This window comes from Pseudoalteromonas sp. 2CM36K (genome assembly GCF_023161865.1).
GTDB lineage: Bacteria > Pseudomonadota > Gammaproteobacteria > Enterobacterales > Alteromonadaceae > Pseudoalteromonas > Pseudoalteromonas tetraodonis.
Genome location: NZ_JALNTK010000009.1, coordinates 87,956 through 104,353, shown reverse-complemented (window position 1 = coordinate 104,353; position 16,398 = coordinate 87,956). Strand labels below are relative to the sequence as shown.

Sequence of the window (16,398 nt, the reverse complement as noted above, 5' to 3'; positions counted from 1 at the left end):
TTAAAAAGTCATAGTTGAGGATGCATATGAGCCCAAGAAAACTAATTCGAACTGTTCGTTTCCATGAACTAGGTGGCCCCGAGGTATTAACTATTGACTCGCTGGCGAGTCCAAGTTTGCAGGCCACTGATGTACGTATTGCGGTCAAAGTTGTTGGGCTCAATCGTGCTGATGCCATGTTTAGGCGAGGCAGCTATATAGAAAAGGCTGACTTCCCTTCACGAATCGGCTATGAAGCATCCGGGATAGTCATTGAAGTCGGGGAAGAGGTAAATCATTTACGCCTTGGGGACGAGGTTTGTATTGTCCCTCAGATGGGTCTTTCTCAGAATGGCTGCTACGCAGAAGAGATTGTCGTACCAAGTGAATATGTGGCACTCAAACCCGCAGGGCTAACCTTTGCTGAAGGCGCAGCAGCTTGGATGCAGTACCTGACAGCTTATGGCGCTTTGGTCGAAATTGCTAACGTGCAAAAAGGAGATTCAGTACTGATAACCGCCGCATCGAGCAGTGTTGGATTGGCTGCGATTCAAATTGTGAATTCTCTGGGGGGTATCCCTATCGCTACAACTCTAACAGGAGCTAAAAAGGCTGCTGTGCTTAAGGCTGGCGCGGCCCATGTGATTGCAACCCAAGAAGAACCGCTACTGGATAGCTTGAGAAGCATCTTGGGAGAAAACAATTTAAAAATCGCATTTGATGCTGTCGGTGGGCCGCAGATAGCTGAAATTGCTGATGCAATGAGCCCTGAAGGAACAATAATAGTACACGGAGCATTAAGTCCTGAAACAACCCCTTTTCCCTTAAAAATAGCACTTCGTAAAAGTCTGACAGTTAGGGGGTATGTGTTTACTGAAGTTATAAAAGACATCGAGCGTTCTCGCAGAGCAAAGCAATTTATCCACTCGGGTTTATCCGAAGGAACACTCAAGCCTGTCATTGATCGAAGCTTTAAATTTGAAGAGATAGTGGCAGCGCATCACTATCTGGAGTCCAATCAGCAGATTGGTAAAATAGTGGTCGAACTTGATTAGCAGTTCGTAGCTTTCGCTAGTCTCTCAACTCAGTCAGTGCCTGATAATAATTAGCGTGGGCTTTGTTGCGGAAATCGAATGAACTAAATCAGAATCTTACGATCAGATTAGGGACATTCATTTTGATTGCACGTGTTACGCAGATGCATGCCCATTATTACGCGACAGTGGCTGATTTTGGTCGGGAATTTGCATGTTCAGTGGCGAGTAGCGTGGCGGAATTTATTGGAAGGCTTGATAACCCAAGCAATGAGATTTGGACGATCAAACGGGACGATAAAATTCCAGCTTCTGTTGCCATTGATGGTGAAGATCTTGGGCATAATCGAGCACATTTACAATGGTTCATTGTGGACGACTCTTTAAGAGGTTTCGGACTAGGTAAACAGCTTCTCAATTCTGCATTAGCTTTTGCCGATGCTCAGGGTTTCGTCCAAATCAACTTATGGACTTTTTCAGGGCTTAATGCAGCTCGATATCTTTACGAAAGTCAGGGTTTTGCATTGGTGGAAGAGAAGCTAGGCTCAAAATGGGGTATAGAAGTCTTGGAGCAACGCTTCACCAGGTGCCTATAAACGTGAATAAATATTTAAGGAGTCTCAATGACAGCTACAAAAGAAGAAGTTATCGCTTTCATGAAATCGGAGTTTCCACAAAGCAAATGCGTTGTGGAAGCAGTGGGCAACGGTGGAGCGACTGTATCTCATCATGTAGGTCAGGATGAATTACGTCCTGGCGGAACGGTTTCGGGGCCTGTTTTAATGAGTGTGGCTGATGTGGCACTTTATGTGGCGATACTTGGTAAAATTGGCATCGTGCCATTGGCAGTAACAACTAGCCTTAACATCAACTTCTTACGTAAGCCATCGGCAAATGAGCGAATCATTGCGGAATGTTCTCTGATAAAAGTCGGCCGTACTCTCGTGGTTGGGGAGGTTTCTCTGTACTCTGAGGGGGTGAGTGATTTAGTAGCACATGTTGTGGGTACATACTCTATACCGCCCTATACATCGGAACGAAGTGAGAATATTAAAAACAATTAACTCTCTGAAAGCTTGACTCCGCTTAAAAGATTATTGTTGAGAATGCATAAGAGCCCAAGAAAACTAATTCGAACTGTTCGTTTCCATGGATTAGGTGGTCCCGAGGTATTAACTATTGACTCGCTGGCGAGTCCAAGTTTGCAGGCCACTGATGTACGTATTGCGGTCAAAGTTGTTAGGCTCAATCGTGCTGATGCCATGTTTAGGCGAGGCCACTATAGAAAAGGCCGACTTCCCTTTGCGAATCGGCTATGAAGCATCCGGGGTAGTCATTGAAGTCGGGGAAGAGGTTTGTATTGTCCCTCAGATGGGGCTTTCTCAGAATGGCTGCTACGCAGAAGAGATTGTCGTACCAAGTGAATATGTAGCACTCAAACCAGCAGGGCTAACCTTTGCTGAAGGCGCAGCAGCTTGGATGCAGTACCTGACAGTTTATGGCGCTTTTGGGGAGCATGAGTGCTGTCGGTCATTGTGCCGATATATTTTTTTATATCGAGCGGTTTCACAATCTAAGAATACGACGTAGAGTAGCGAATAAAGACAGGTAGTTTACAAACGTTTTAAACTGTCCGTAGAAACGGGGTAGAACCCCCGCCAGAACAATAAGACAAAGGGGGTGTGTATGGTAATTAACGATCTTCTCTGGCGGCGACCGCGCCATCACATGGATGTCGATGAAACCCACGACCACGTGCACTGGGTGGAACTTTTCTTCGATCTGGTCCATGTAGTGACAATTTTCATTATGGGGAATTACCTGTCCCATCATCTGGGCTGGCAAGGATTCTGGGTGTTTACGGGACTGTTCCTGGCGATTTTCTATGCCTGGGCAGACAGTTCGGTCTATAACTCGCTGTATATCTCCACGGACATGCCGCATCGCGTGGTGATGGCACTTAAGATTGAACACTTCCATACCGTCACCTATTACAATAATAACTGTTACAAGATCGAGTGTTACAGTTTAAACTGTAGATTGGTCAACAGTTAAAATTGTTGAAAGGCTACAGTTTTATTTGTAGAATACGGGCTTATGAAAACTTTATCCGAACGACTAAACCATGCCTTGCAGCTTACTGGGGTGACTCAGTCTGAGTTGGCTCGTCGCATTGGTATCAAACAGCAGTCGATTAGCCAGATTTGCTCTGGTAAATCGGCTAGGTCGCGTTACACCATGCAGATCGCGGAGGCGCTTCGCGTGAATGCTCATTGGCTCGCCACAGGTGATGGCGAGATTGGCTTGGGGGTCGGTAATGTAGAAGTTGGGCCTGACATTAAGGGAAGAATTCCTCTCATTAACTGGGTTCAGGCCGGTGATTGGACTGAAATAGCGGAGGGATTTGCCCATGAAGATGCTGAAGAGTGGCGTGAAGTCACTGGAAAAGCACATGAGGGTTGTTTCGCACTTCGCGTAAAAGGCGACAGTATGGAAAATCCAAGCGGGAAAAAATCCATACCTGAGGGGGCAGTGATCGTTGTTGATCCTGAGTTACCTTGCACTTCAGGTTCATTGGTTGTTGCGCGTTTGGATGATTCGAAAGAAGCAACCTTTAAGCAGTTGGTCATTGACGGTGAACAGAAGTACCTAAAACCTTTGAACCCCCAATACCCTGCAATACCGATCAACGGCAACTGCACTATCATTGGTGTAGTACGACAAGCTATCATCGATTTTTGGTAGCGAAGGAATTTGTGGTTTAGCCACAGTTGTTCATGAGCTGAAGAAGCAACGATTGCAAACAGCTACAACTGAGCATTGGCGCACGCTGAGAGTAAATGGTAACCGATTAGATAACCATTGATTGTTTATAAAGTCAAGATCAGCGAAAATAGTGGCCAATTACGATTAACACGACGGATTTGACAAGCGAAGAACTGAAAGAGAGTACTTCCAAAAGTGTGTACAAATCCGTGTACAAACTAAAAGAATTTATACATGGCAAACCAAGATTTTCTTAATGAAATCAATAAGCGAAGGACCTTTGCTATCATCTCGCACCCGGATGCTGGTAAAACAACCATCACCGAAAAAGTACTTTTGTTCGGACAAGCGATTCAAAAAGCCGGTACTGTAAAAGGCCGTGGCTCTAATCAACATGCAAAGTCTGACTGGATGGAAATGGAAAAAGAGCGTGGTATATCGGTTACTACCTCTGTAATGCAGTTTCCATATAACAATGCGCTAGTTAATTTACTTGATACCCCTGGGCACGAGGACTTCTCAGAAGATACCTACCGTACATTGACCGCGGTAGACTCGTGTTTAATGGTTATCGATGCCGCCAAAGGTGTAGAAGACCGTACCCGTAAACTAATGGAAGTTACCCGTCTACGAACCACGCCTATTGTTACCTTTATGAATAAGTGTGACCGTGATATTCGTGACCCAATGGAGCTACTAGATGAAGTAGAAACAGAGCTAAATATTGCTTGTGCGCCTATTACGTGGCCAATTGGTTGTGGTAAAGAGTTTAAAGGTGTTTACCACATTCATAATGACGAGGCGATTTTATACAAAACAGGCCAAGGTCATACTATTCAAGAAGTACGTACAGTTAAAGGCCTTGACAACCCAGAGCTTGATACTGCCATTGGTGAAGAGCTCGCTGAACAATTACGTGAAGAACTGGAGCTAGTAATAGGTGCCTCTAACGAGTTTGATCTTGAGCTGTTTTTAGCGGGTGAGTTATCGCCTGTGTACTTTGGTACAGCCCTTGGTAACTTTGGTGTAGACCATGTACTTGATGGTTTAACGCAGTGGGCACCAACACCATTGCCGCGCGAAACAGATGATCGCCAAGTTGTTGCAACAGAAGAAAATTTTACCGGCTTTGTGTTTAAAATTCAGGCCAATATGGACCCTAAACACCGCGACCGTATTGCCTTCATGCGTATCGTATCAGGTAAATACAGCCAAGGCATGAAAATGAACCATGTGCGTATAGGTAAACAAATAAGCATTTCTGATGCGGTAACCTTTATGGCAGGCGATCGTGAGCGCGCAGCTGATGCATACGCGGGCGACATTATTGGTTTACACAACCACGGCACAATCCAAATTGGTGATACCTTTACGCAAGGCGAAAAGCTAAAATTTAGTGGTATTCCTAACTTTGCCCCTGAGCTATTTCGTCGTATTCGATTAAAAGATCCGCTTAAACAAAAGCAGTTATTAAAGGGCTTAGTACAGCTATCTGAAGAGGGTGCAGTTCAGGTATTTAGACCACTTATTAATAACGATTTGATTGTGGGCGCGGTAGGTGTGCTTCAGTTTGACGTGGTTGTAGCGCGTTTAAAAGCAGAGTACAACGTAGATGCAATTTATGAAGGCGTAAACGTAAATACTGCGCGTTGGGTACACTGTGATGATGTTAAAAAGTTTGAAGAGTTTAAACGCAAGTGCGAAAGCAACCTAGCACTCGATGGTGGCGATAACCTAACTTACATAGCGCCGAGCCGTGTAAACCTTAATCTATCGGTAGAACGTTACCCAGACGTAACATTTAGCCATACGCGCGAAAACTAGAATTGACTGACTAAAGTTAACTGAAAGCCAGCTTTAGCGGGCTTACAAAGGTAAATAATATAATGAACATTCGTACCATCTTAGTAGAAAAAGCCATTGCCGCTATGATTGCAGCAGGCTTGCCTGAAGACACAAACCCAGCAGTTACACAAAGCACACGTCCACAATTTGGTGATTATCAAATTAATGGTGCAATGGGCGCCGCTAAAAAAATGAAAAGCAACCCACGCGAGCTTGCACAAAAAATTATTGATAATCTAGATGTAACTGACATTGCAGAAAAAACAGAAATTGCCGGCCCAGGTTTTATTAATATTCATTTAAAGCCTGAGTTTTTGGCCAACAGTGTAAAAGCAGCAAATAGCGATGCAAAACTGTCTGTAAACGAGCACACTGAACCGCAAACTGTTGTGGTAGATTATTCATCGCCTAACCTTGCAAAAGAAATGCACGTAGGCCATTTGCGTTCAACCATTATCGGTGATGCCATTGTACGTGCGCTTGAATTTAGAGGCGATAAAGTCATTCGCCAAAACCACATGGGCGATTGGGGCACACAGTTTGGTATGCTAATTGCGCATTTAGAAGATCAAATTAGCCAAGGCGTAGACTTAGAGTCGGTAGCGCTTGCTGATTTAGAAACCTTCTACCGTGATGCGAAAAAGCGCTTTGATGATGAAGAGGGCTTTGCTGATAAAGCCCGTGATTACGTTGTTAAATTACAAAGTGGCGATGCACACTGTGAAAAACTGTGGAAGTTATTCATCGCCACGTCTGTAAAGCACTCTGAAGAAGTTTACAAGCGTCTAAACGTAACACTTACGCAAGACGATATTATGGCTGAAAGTGCTTACAACAGTGAGCTTAACGATATTATTAGCTTATTAAAAGATAAAAACATAGCTGTAGAGTCGCAAGGCGCACAAGTCGTATTTTTAGATGAACTTGCCAATAAAGATGGTGAGCCATCGGCGTTTATCGTGCAAAAATCAGGTGGCGGGTTTTTATATGCAACTACCGACTTAGCAGCGTGTGATTACCGTTCCAACAAACTAGGCGCAGATCGTATTTTAATATTTGTTGATGCACGCCAGAGTCTTCACTTTAATCAAGTAGAGCTAACTGCGCGTAAAGCCGGTTTATTACGTGATGAAACAAGCTATGAGTTTTGTCCATTTGGCACCATGATGGGCGCTGATGGTAAACCATTTAAAACTCGTACAGGTGGTACAGTAAAACTTGCTGATTTACTTGAAGAGTCGATTAGCCGTGCAGCAACAAAACTTGCAGAGCGTGAATCTGACTTATCAGAACATGAGCGCAGTGAAATTGCGCGTAAAGTAGGTATTGGCGCAGTTAAATATGCTGACCTTTCTAAGCACCGTACCAGCGATTACATCTTCAACTGGGACAGCATGCTAAGCTTTGAAGGCGCAACAGCCCCTTACTTACAATATGCTTATACGCGTGTTCGCAGTATTTTCCGTAAATCTGGCGTTGATGCTGTAAGCTTAAAAGCCGATGTAAGTATTATTGAGCCGCAAGAGAAAACCCTCGCGCTTAAATTATTACAGTTAGAAGAAGTCCTTGATCTGATGATCAATGAAGCCACACCACACGTATTATGTGGTTACTTATACGAACTAGCTAGTTTATACATGACATTCTATGAAGCTTGCCCAGTACTTAAAGAAGGGGTAGAGCCAAGCGTACGTGATAGCCGTTTAGTGCTGTGTAATTTAGTGGCAGATACGCTAAAAACGGGTTTAGATCTGTTAGGCATCGAAGTCATGGAGCAAATGTAATCTGCTGCGTGTAGTTCGCTTTGACTGCGTTGTCGTGCTTTTTTAGCCTAAGTCACATACAAAAACGTATGCTCTTTGGCGTAAAAAAGCACTTCGCCTTGTCAGCACTTCTACACTTGCAGATGCGAAGCTTGGCACTAAATAGTTGACCCTAATCACATACAACTACGTATGCTCATAGGGATAAGTCGAGTGTCCGCCTTATCTTAGGCTAAACTACTTAGGTGAACGTCTGCTTCGTGTAGTTCGCTTTAGCTGCGTTGGTAAAACTATTTAGCCTAAGTCACATACAAACCGTATGCTCCTTGACATAAATAGTTTTACCGCCTTGCTAGCACTTCTAAACTTGCAGATGATTTTAGGCTTTACTTGACGAACTTTTGTAAGTTAATCAATTTTGTAGCTGATAGCACCGTAGGTTGGGTTGAGTGAAACGAAACCCAACACTAAACTAACATTAAACAAAACATTTTTATTTTTGCTCTTATAACGATTAACAGCCTGACCTTAACTTACCCACATACGCTTTAATAAACAGAGAAGGATTTGTTTATGAAACTCGAAGACATCCGCCGTGAATACCTGCAAGATGCGCTCAGTGAAGACAACTTGCTTGATGATCCGTTTAAGCAGTTTGAGACCTGGCTTGAGCATGCTGTTGCCAGTAATTTACCCGACCCTACAGCAATGGTGGTCGCTACGGTTGATGACACTGGTCAGCCCTCACAGCGTATTGTGCTGCTAAAGCACTTAGATGATAACGGTTTTGTGTTTTTTACTAATACCGGTTCACGAAAAGCACAAGAGCTTAAAGGCAATAATAAAATTTCCTTGCACTTTCCATGGCACCACATGGAGCGCCAAGTGATTGTGTATGGTGAGGCGCAGCCGCTTCCAACGTCAGCCGTGGCTAAGTACTTTTTATCACGTCCAAAAGAAAGTCAATTAGCCGCTTGGGCGTCGCAACAAAGCCGCCCGGTGTCGTCGCGCAAAGTGTTAATGGAAACCTTTGCCAACATGAAAAACAAATTCGCTAAAGGTGAAATTCCGCTCCCTGATTTTTGGGGCGGATATTGTGTTGTGCCGCAAAAAATCGAGTTTTGGCAAGGCGGAGCGCACCGTCTACATGATCGCTTTATGTATCAGCGTCAGGCCGATAATAGCTGGCAAATAACGCGCTTAAATCCGTAGTGGGCTAGTTTTTTTGAAGTTTATAGACTCGCATTGCCATCTTGATTTTAGTGAGTTTGACGCAAACCGCGAAGCACTTATTAATGCCTGTGTAGCAAAGGGCGTTAGCCAATTTATTGTGCCAGGTATTAGCTTGGCGCAATCTCAAAACCTACTAGGGTTTAAAGCAACCTACCCACAAGTCAGCATAGCGGCAGGGCTGCATCCTTACTTTTTAGAGCAACACCAACAATCACATTTAGAGTCATTATTTAATTTTGCTAAAGCAAATAAAGCACAGCTGGTGGCTATAGGTGAGTGCGGTCTCGATCGCAGTATCGAAAATCTTGAAAAACAAACCTTTTTGTTTGAGCAGCAAACAGCGCTTGCTAATGAGCTTGATTTACCGCTAATTGTTCATCACAGGCAAAGCCATGATTTAATTGCGCAGTCGTTTAAGCGTTGTAGGCCAAAAAACGGCGGTGTGATCCATGCTTTTTCAGGCTCAATTCAACAAGCGCACTATTATATAAAGCAGGGTTTTAAACTTGGAGTCGGTGGGGTTATAACTTACGAGCGTGCAGCTAAAACACGTGCAGTTATAGCAAAGCTTGAGCCGCAGCATTTGGTGCTTGAAACTGACTCACCTTCAATGCCGCTAAGTGGCTATCAAGGGGAGGTAAATACCCCACTGCATATTCCTAACGTATTTGATGCGCTTTATGGTTTAAAACCAAATAGCGATAAATTTCAATTAGCTGAGCAGCTTTATGATTCATGCTCAGACGTTTTTTGTATATAACGATTTACTTGCCAGCGCTTTAATCCTCGGCCTAATTGCCAAGTAAAAATACAGGCAATCACTAACATAAGTAGCACTTGGCGACCTAAATCATGAAAGTGATTATGGCTAGCCGATACCGCAGCACGGGTTAAATAGGTAATAGATACAAAGCCAATCGGGCGGTTGTCGTCTGAAATAACTTGCTCAACAAAAGGCGTTTTTAACTTACTAATACCAGGTGATGAGTCAGGTAATAAGCCATACACATGATGCGATTGCCAATTATCGCTGCTCGCAAGTACCACACCTTGTTTGTCATAAATAGTGGCCGAGAGTACAAATTCATCTTTACTGATATTGTTGCATAAGGTGGTCAGTTGCGGCTTGTTTTTTTCTATCAGCGGATTTTTAGCATTCAGTGCCATAAACTGAGTGAGAGATTTAGCTGCGCTATTGGCATTATCGTAAAGCAGTTGATGACTTTGAAAGCTACTATTTATACCCACCCAGCTTAATAATACAAAGCAGCCAGCGGCCAATAGCAAACGGACTAAACGCTTTTTTTGCGAGGCTGTAAGTGGATTTTTAAGATGGTTATTTTTCATAGTCACCGTATATGCTGCTGACAGCATTTTGATTTGATGTTACAACTACACTATAACCTTAAATCCACCCTGATGGCGAATTTTGTATCTTATATCCTTATCATCAATGCGCTAAATGTCAGGAAATATAAACGGAGATCCCATGTCGAACGCGAACATGGCACAGCACAGCGCTGAGCAACCATTATCACAACTTACCCTAAATAAATGGTTCAGCTATCAAAAGGGCGTATTTGCACCTTTAAATACAATTCCAAGCAGAGAGCGAGGGCTTTTTAGTATCGCCTTTGCAGGCGATTTTAGTATGGCGCATATCAATAGCATGATTGAGTTCTTTGCGGCTCACCAGCAAAAAGTAACGGCTATTTGTCAATATCAGCCAGATTTAGGGTTATCTGCGGCATTATGTTTTTATATAGAGAATACAGAGCAGGCAATAAACCCACTTGAACTTCAAGCTTTTGCAAATACCTTGACGTGTCAGTTAGTGCAAGTAACCAATCCCCCTAATTTAAAAAAACCAGGATTATTGGTAATGGATATGGATTCAACAGCCATTACTATTGAGTGCATTGATGAAATTGCGCGTTTAGCTAATGTATATGACGAGGTTGCCAGCGTGACTGCGCAGGCAATGGCAGGCCAGCTTGATTTTAGTGAGAGTTTAAACCAACGCGTTGCCAAGCTTGAAGGCATTGAAAAGAGCTTAATTGATGATCTTAAAAGTGCACTGCCTTTAATGCCGGGTATTAAAGCATTGTGTCAAATTTTAAAGCACCACCAATGGTATTTAGCCATTGCATCAGGCGGGTTTGTGCCGTTTGCAGAGCGTGTACAAGAGTTAATTAATTTAGATGAAGTGCATGCCAATGTATTAGAATTTAAAGACGATAAACTAACAGGTAAAGTGTTAGGTGGTATTGTTGATGCTGAGCAAAAAGCGGTTATTTTAGAATCGCTTCAACAAAAACTAGGCCTTGAAAAAACGCAAACAGTTGCCATTGGTGATGGCGCAAATGATTTAAAAATGATGGCTCAAGCAGGATTAGGCGTTGCTGTGCATGGCAAACCTAAAGTAGTTGAACAAGCCCAAGCGGCTATTTGCCAAGGCTCGTTATTACAATTGCTGTATATGTTGGCGGTTCCGCTAAATCCATCTCAGGGTTAACGTAAACGGTTTAACCAAATTAGTTTTCGCCTAGACATTTGCTCAACCTGTTGTTGGTTGAGCGATAAATGTACAAGGGCTTCGTCACTTACATCAATAATATCGCCAACTCCCGATACTGACCACAAGGCATCCTCTAAGTCTTTAGCCTTGTGAATTGCGTATTGGCTAACGTATTTTAGCTCACTTGCTAAGTAGTCAGTATCGAGTCGACCAGTACGTGAAATATATAAACGCATTATAAAAACCAGCTCAGACTTCAGCCCTTTACTTACTTGCTGTTTAAACTCGCTGCAGTCGGTGCCTAAAATACACTGACTGGTAATTGCATCGGCTATATTTTCTTTTTTAGGATCGAAGTTAATCACCAAACTAAATTCTAATGGCGAGTCTTGGCGAGAGCGCTCTTTAATATTCGGGGTGATCACATCAGTAATGTGCGCTTTAGTAATAATATTTGATAAGTCTGTTTTAGTATTTAGCAGCGAAAAATTTTGTAAAATAACATGCAGAGGGCTTGGATATAAACCAAGTCCCATGGCGCCAATTTCAAAGTGAGCCATTGATTTATGTAAATATATTGGGAACTGGCAAAGTGTTTTGGTTACCATATTTCTAAGTGCAGTAGAAAGCCCTGGTACTTTAGGTGACTCTTCTGCTATTTTTAATTTTTGTTTATTGCTGTCAATTAAAAGAGTAAAAAAATCGACCCCAGTATGAGGCGACTTTTTCTCTACATGTGCTTTTAAATTAATCGTGGTTAACGATTTACTCACCGCCATTACTTCATATTGAATAAGACTTAATGAATAACTTTTGGTGATTTTTTGTAAATCAGGGAATGACAGCGACACGATATCGCCTTTTTTAAAGTTTACTTCTTGATTACACTCTAGTTGCAAACCAAAGACTGAAAAGTCCCGAGTGTGGCCATGCAGCACTGAGTCGCGGGTGTTAATAACGACGCTGGTTTTATAAAGGTAACGCTTATTAGAACGAAGGTTCACGTACTCTAACGGCACGGTATTTAGCTCCGGCGGTGATGCATGCTTACTGTGGCCAAACAATTTCAATTTATTGGCCAAGGCTTTATCAAATTCATACTGTTGATAATGCTGTTGTTCATGCTTATTACCTACTTGAGTAAGTAGCATTAAATATTTTACGTCTTTTATGGTGCCTTCAACACGTGGTGAAGGCGGTTTATTAAGTTTCTCAATATCTTTACCCAAAGAGTTAGGTAAAGATAAAGGAATATAAGCATCTTCAGTATGGCTTGGCATCAATTGTAATTTAAAGCAGCGCCAACTGTCTCTTCGGCTACCAAAACCAAAAAATAACGCTTTTAATTGTGTATGTTGCTCAAGCTCTGAACGAGTGGCTGAATAGTAGTAAATTTTTCCTGCAGAGACATGGGTAAAGGTATATAAATATTCCTCTTTTACAGCCACAGGTTTTAGTGCCAAGTTACGAATACGCTCATGGTTTAACACACTGTATAGGCAGGATATTTTGCGCTCATCGGTAAAGTAACGTTGAATAAACAGGCTGTTTTCAGTAGTTAAATTTAAGCTTGGATAATAAACACCGTTTTTTTGACTTATAAAAACGTATAGCGAATTGACCCTAGGAATGTAATATTGCTCGTAGCCTTTAGAAATAACTGCATCGAGGGTGTTATCTAAGTTCACTTTGTAGCGGCGTTTATTGCCATGGATAAAGCTTTCTAAAAAATGGTCAAACGCGGTGTTGTTTTCTTTAAATGTGCGTTTTAAGCGAATATGATTAAATTCATCCGAGGTATTTTCTATCGCAACCACTTCGTATTCAATCCCATTTTTTAACCCAAGCTCAAAATCTTGTTCAAGGCCAACTAAGTGCATAACAATAAGCTGACCTTTTTTTAAGTTATAGCGGGATGCCAACTTAATTTTACAGCCACTGAGTGAAATATCAGAAGTACTTGCTTCAATTTTTGTTTGCTCATCGTACTCAATAGTAATTTTAATTGAGTAATTCATTCGCTCTTCGCTACGACTTTCATAAGCCGCAAACTTAATTACATCGGTGGGTAGTTCGCGTGATGGTTCAATTATTTTAGGCGGGGTGGTCGTTGATTTTTGCTGTAAAACACGAAAATTATTTTCGGTGTTCATCACCGCTTCGTACACGGCAAGGGTGTAGCCTTTATGTTGTTTTATTGCCGCTTCGAATACTTCAATGGCGGTGTCATCCATAAAGTGTTGTTTACCGTTATGCTCATATGGTTTTACTTGACCGGTAACTAAACCACGTAGATCAATAAAGCGGTCTATCGGCTGAGATAAACGCGACATTTCCATTTTTATTAAAAACTGCTCGGGTTTGCTTAACTCGGCGGTTTTTGACTTGAAAATGACATCAAACTTAGCATTTCCCAAATACTGTTTTAATTCATTTACAAGCGCTTCATGCTTGAGCAATACGTCTTCAGCCATTTATAAATCATCACCGTTTAATTTAAAAGTAGGTATACTGTTGCAATCATTTATTAGAGAATTAAATGAATCTAATATCGAAAAGTAGTTAAATGCGACCACGATATTATGCGTAACTATACTTTGTGTTTATTGTTATTCGTTATGAGCCAATTAGTTGGCACGTTTTTATTAGTACTTTAAAGCAAGAAGCATGCCCTAAAGCAGGTTAAATGAAACTACATCAGTATAGTGTGATACTAAATGCGCTATTCCACAAGGCGTTGTTGCTAAGGTAAAGCCAGCAATGGCAAAATAAGTGCTTAACAGTCAATATTTCAAAATAAAGAATAGTAGGTAAGGTTTTAAATGGCTAAAGCGGCAAAAGTAGAGTTTGTTTGTACAGAATGTGGCATGAACTATCAACGCTGGCAAGGTCAGTGTCGCTGCGGTGCGTGGAACACATTAGCAGAGTTTAAACCTTCTGCAGGGCAAAGCAAAAAAGTAGCAGCTCGTGCAAGTGTCGGTGGCTACGCCGGTGGTATTGGCGGTGGCTCTAAAAAAATTAATGAAGTAGCAACCTCAGAGGCAGAAAAACAGCTTACTGAAATTGGCGAACTTGACCGTGTTTTAAGCGGCGGTGTAACCACCGGCTCGGTTAATATTATTTCTGGCGATCCGGGGGCGGGTAAAACCACGCTACTATCGGATTTAGTGGCAAGAATGTCTCAGCGCATGCCATCGCTTTATTGTACTGCTGAGGAGTCTTTGTCGCAGTTTAAAAACCGAGTAAACCGTTTAAAACTTAACTATAACGAAGATGAGCTCTATTTACTTTCTGAAACCAGTGTTGAAACCATTATTGAAGAGCTGGATAAAAACAAAATTAAGTTTGCCGTTATCGACTCTATTCAAGCCGTGGTCACCGACACCGCTAATGGTAGCCCTGGCTCACCCTCGCAAGTAAAAAGTGCCGCTCAAGCGCTAACCCAATATTGTAAGCAAAACGATGTCACTATGTTCATTATTGCTCACGTAAATAAAAATAATGAAATAGCTGGCCCGCAAACATTAGTGCATATTGTTGATGCACTGTTACATATTGATACCAACGATGGTCAAGTGCGTACGCTACGTGCTAATAAAAATCGCTTTGGTGATATAGATACTGTGGGCATTTTTAAAATGTGTGAACGCGGTATGCTCAGTGTGGATAACCCCAGCGAAATTTTCTTATCCGGTTCAACCACTGAATCACCGGGGTCGACGATTACCTGTATTCGTAAAGGTAATCGTAATTTACTACTCGAAATTCAATGTTTAACCACTGAAACAGAAGCAGAATTTCCACAGCGAGTATGTGTTGGTTTAAATATGAACCGGATTAAAATGCTCACCGGTATTTTACGTAAACACACCAAAACTAAAATATTCCACGATACGTTTTTTAATATTGTGGGCGGCCTAAAAATTGATGAATCAGAAACCTGTATTGATTTAGCGCTTGTTACTGCACTTTTAAGTAGCTTGAACGAGTTTGTTGTACCTCGAACCACCTGTATTATGGGGGAGCTAAGTTTAAACGGTGATGTGCGTCCAATCGACAGTGGTGTACCCCGTGTTAAAGAAGCGGCGCAACATGGGTTTACTGAAATATTTATCCCATTTCGTAACTACCATAAATCGATGGAAGGGCTGGGTGCTAAAATAACGCCAGTTAAAACAGTGCACGAGCTACTGAGTTTAATTAACTAGCAAACAAAAAGTGCTTAACGATGCATGTTCTCAATGTTAGTCTTGCTTAAAGCCACTTATATAAAGAGTTTAATAAGGAAATGACATGAAAAAATTAGTGATTGCAGCCGCGATTATTGCTGCAGGTGTGGGTGGCGTGAGCTATGCAAACTATGTTGCAACACAAGAGGTACGTGCTGAGGTTGATAAACAGTTGGCCTTGGTCAGCGAACAAACAGGTGCTAGTTTTAACTACGCAGAGCTATCGGCGAGTGTTATTTCAAACAGTGTTGCCATTAGTAATATTGAAGTGACTAGCCCTAAGGGCGATAAAATTGCCACGGTTGAGCATGTTGAAGTGACAGGCTACGAAACCGATAAAATATCGCCACATACTGCTTTTACGTTAAAAAACTTTCAATTTGATAAAAGCTTTGTCGATACACTGCCTGCAGATACAAATACACAACTTGCCTCAGCCAGTTATGATTTACACTCTTCATTAGATTACGATGAGCAATCAGGTAACAGTGATATTATTGTTAAGCTGCAAGCTAATGATATTGCTAGTATTGATATGGACATGGGGCTTGCTAATTCTAAAGCGCTTATGGACGCTTCACTTGAAATCAGTAAGGCTCAACAAGCTGCAGGCAGTACGCCATTTACTTATGAGCAAGAGTTACAGCAGCAAACAATGATTATGCAAGCAATGAGTAAGCTTGAGCCACGTAATGTTAGCTTAGTTGTTAATAACCAAGGTGATCTTAAAGGCTTATTAGAAAGCGAGTTGGCAAAGCAAGGTATGACGTTAGAACAAATGCAAACAATGCTTGATCAACAGCTTCAACAAGCACCTGTGACCGAAGAAATAGCCAAGGCGTTAACTGATTTTGCTAAAGGACTAAATTCGTTTAGTGTGTCTGCAAAACTGCCTGAAGGTAAAACTATGATGGAAGTGAATCAGCAACTAATGATGTTAGCAGGGCAACCCGAAGAGCTGGTTAAGTTTATAAATTTAGAAGTTAAAGGCAAATAACAGCGGTAAGTTATAAGCCGTCAGGATTCAATTT

The 16,398-nt window shown here is 41.9% G+C and carries 15 protein-coding genes; 13 read left to right on the top strand and 2 right to left on the bottom strand.

Features of this window, described 5'->3' with window-relative positions; translation table 11 throughout:
• Positions 1-26 precede the first annotated feature (26 nt).
• The 10 genes from MTN97_RS07615 (at position 27) to MTN97_RS07570 (ending at position 9,380) form a co-directional block, all read left to right on the top strand.
• Positions 27-1,034, top strand: coding sequence for a zinc-dependent alcohol dehydrogenase family protein (locus MTN97_RS07615; RefSeq protein WP_248474074.1), 1,008 nt, complete (start codon positions 27-29; stop codon positions 1,032-1,034).
• A 122-nt stretch (positions 1,035-1,156) separates the two neighbouring features.
• A complete protein-coding gene (locus MTN97_RS07610) occupies positions 1,157-1,609 on the top strand; it encodes a GNAT family N-acetyltransferase (RefSeq protein ID WP_248474073.1) in 453 nt (150 codons plus the stop codon).
• A 27-nt stretch (positions 1,610-1,636) separates the two neighbouring features.
• Positions 1,637-2,077 carry a PaaI family thioesterase gene (locus tag MTN97_RS07605; protein ID WP_036984080.1) on the top strand — a complete coding sequence of 147 codons (441 nt, stop codon included), beginning with the start codon at positions 1,637-1,639 and terminating at the stop codon, positions 2,075-2,077.
• A gap of 42 nt (positions 2,078-2,119) precedes the next feature.
• Positions 2,120-2,332, top strand: a complete 213-nt coding sequence (locus MTN97_RS18125) for a hypothetical protein (protein WP_248474072.1) — start codon at positions 2,120-2,122, stop codon at positions 2,330-2,332.
• 367 nt (positions 2,333-2,699) lie between these two features.
• On the top strand, positions 2,700-3,068 hold the full coding sequence (locus MTN97_RS07595) for a low temperature requirement protein A (RefSeq protein WP_248474071.1): 369 nt from the start codon (positions 2,700-2,702) through the stop codon (positions 3,066-3,068).
• A gap of 42 nt (positions 3,069-3,110) precedes the next feature.
• On the top strand, positions 3,111-3,758 hold the full coding sequence (locus MTN97_RS07590) for a LexA family protein (RefSeq protein WP_024603822.1): 648 nt from the start codon (positions 3,111-3,113) through the stop codon (positions 3,756-3,758).
• Between the two features lie 255 nt (positions 3,759-4,013).
• Positions 4,014-5,603, top strand: coding sequence for a peptide chain release factor 3 (prfC, locus tag MTN97_RS07585; RefSeq protein WP_248474070.1), 1,590 nt, complete (start codon positions 4,014-4,016; stop codon positions 5,601-5,603).
• Positions 5,604-5,665: 62 nt separating this feature from the next.
• A complete protein-coding gene (argS, locus tag MTN97_RS07580) occupies positions 5,666-7,408 on the top strand; it encodes an arginine--tRNA ligase (RefSeq protein ID WP_248474069.1) in 1,743 nt (580 codons plus the stop codon).
• 552 nt (positions 7,409-7,960) lie between these two features.
• A complete protein-coding gene (gene pdxH, locus MTN97_RS07575) occupies positions 7,961-8,599 on the top strand; it encodes a pyridoxamine 5'-phosphate oxidase (RefSeq protein ID WP_024602100.1) in 639 nt (212 codons plus the stop codon).
• Between the two features lie 13 nt (positions 8,600-8,612).
• Positions 8,613-9,380, top strand: coding sequence for a TatD family hydrolase (locus tag MTN97_RS07570; RefSeq protein ID WP_069440046.1), 768 nt, complete (start codon positions 8,613-8,615; stop codon positions 9,378-9,380).
• On the opposite strand, the gene MTN97_RS07565 is transcribed toward MTN97_RS07570, so the two are convergent.
• Positions 9,347-9,967 (bottom strand): AhpA/YtjB family protein, encoded by a 621-nt coding sequence (locus MTN97_RS07565; RefSeq protein WP_248474068.1) that lies wholly within the window; start codon positions 9,965-9,967, stop codon positions 9,347-9,349. The two genes, MTN97_RS07570 and MTN97_RS07565, sit on opposite strands and share 34 nt — an antisense overlap.
• A gap of 142 nt (positions 9,968-10,109) precedes the next feature.
• Between MTN97_RS07565 and serB the strand changes: the two genes are divergently transcribed.
• A complete protein-coding gene (gene serB / locus MTN97_RS07560; RefSeq protein WP_248474067.1) occupies positions 10,110-11,135 on the top strand; it encodes a phosphoserine phosphatase SerB in 1,026 nt (341 codons plus the stop codon).
• Here the strand turns inward: serB and MTN97_RS07555 are convergent.
• Entirely contained in the window at positions 11,132-13,612 is a 2,481-nt protein-coding gene (locus MTN97_RS07555; protein ID WP_248474066.1) for a PilZ domain-containing protein, read from the bottom strand. The two genes, serB and MTN97_RS07555, sit on opposite strands and share 4 nt — an antisense overlap.
• 348 nt (positions 13,613-13,960) lie before the next feature.
• Here MTN97_RS07555 and radA point away from each other — a divergent pair, with 348 nt between their 5' ends.
• Positions 13,961-15,346, top strand: a complete 1,386-nt coding sequence (gene radA, locus MTN97_RS07550) for a DNA repair protein RadA (protein WP_013465693.1) — start codon at positions 13,961-13,963, stop codon at positions 15,344-15,346.
• An 85-nt stretch (positions 15,347-15,431) separates the two neighbouring features.
• The gene (locus tag MTN97_RS07545) at positions 15,432-16,364 is read left to right on the top strand and encodes a hypothetical protein (RefSeq protein ID WP_248474065.1); all 933 of its coding nucleotides are present in this window, start codon (positions 15,432-15,434) and stop codon (positions 16,362-16,364) included.
• The last annotated feature ends 34 nt before the right edge of the window (positions 16,365-16,398 follow it).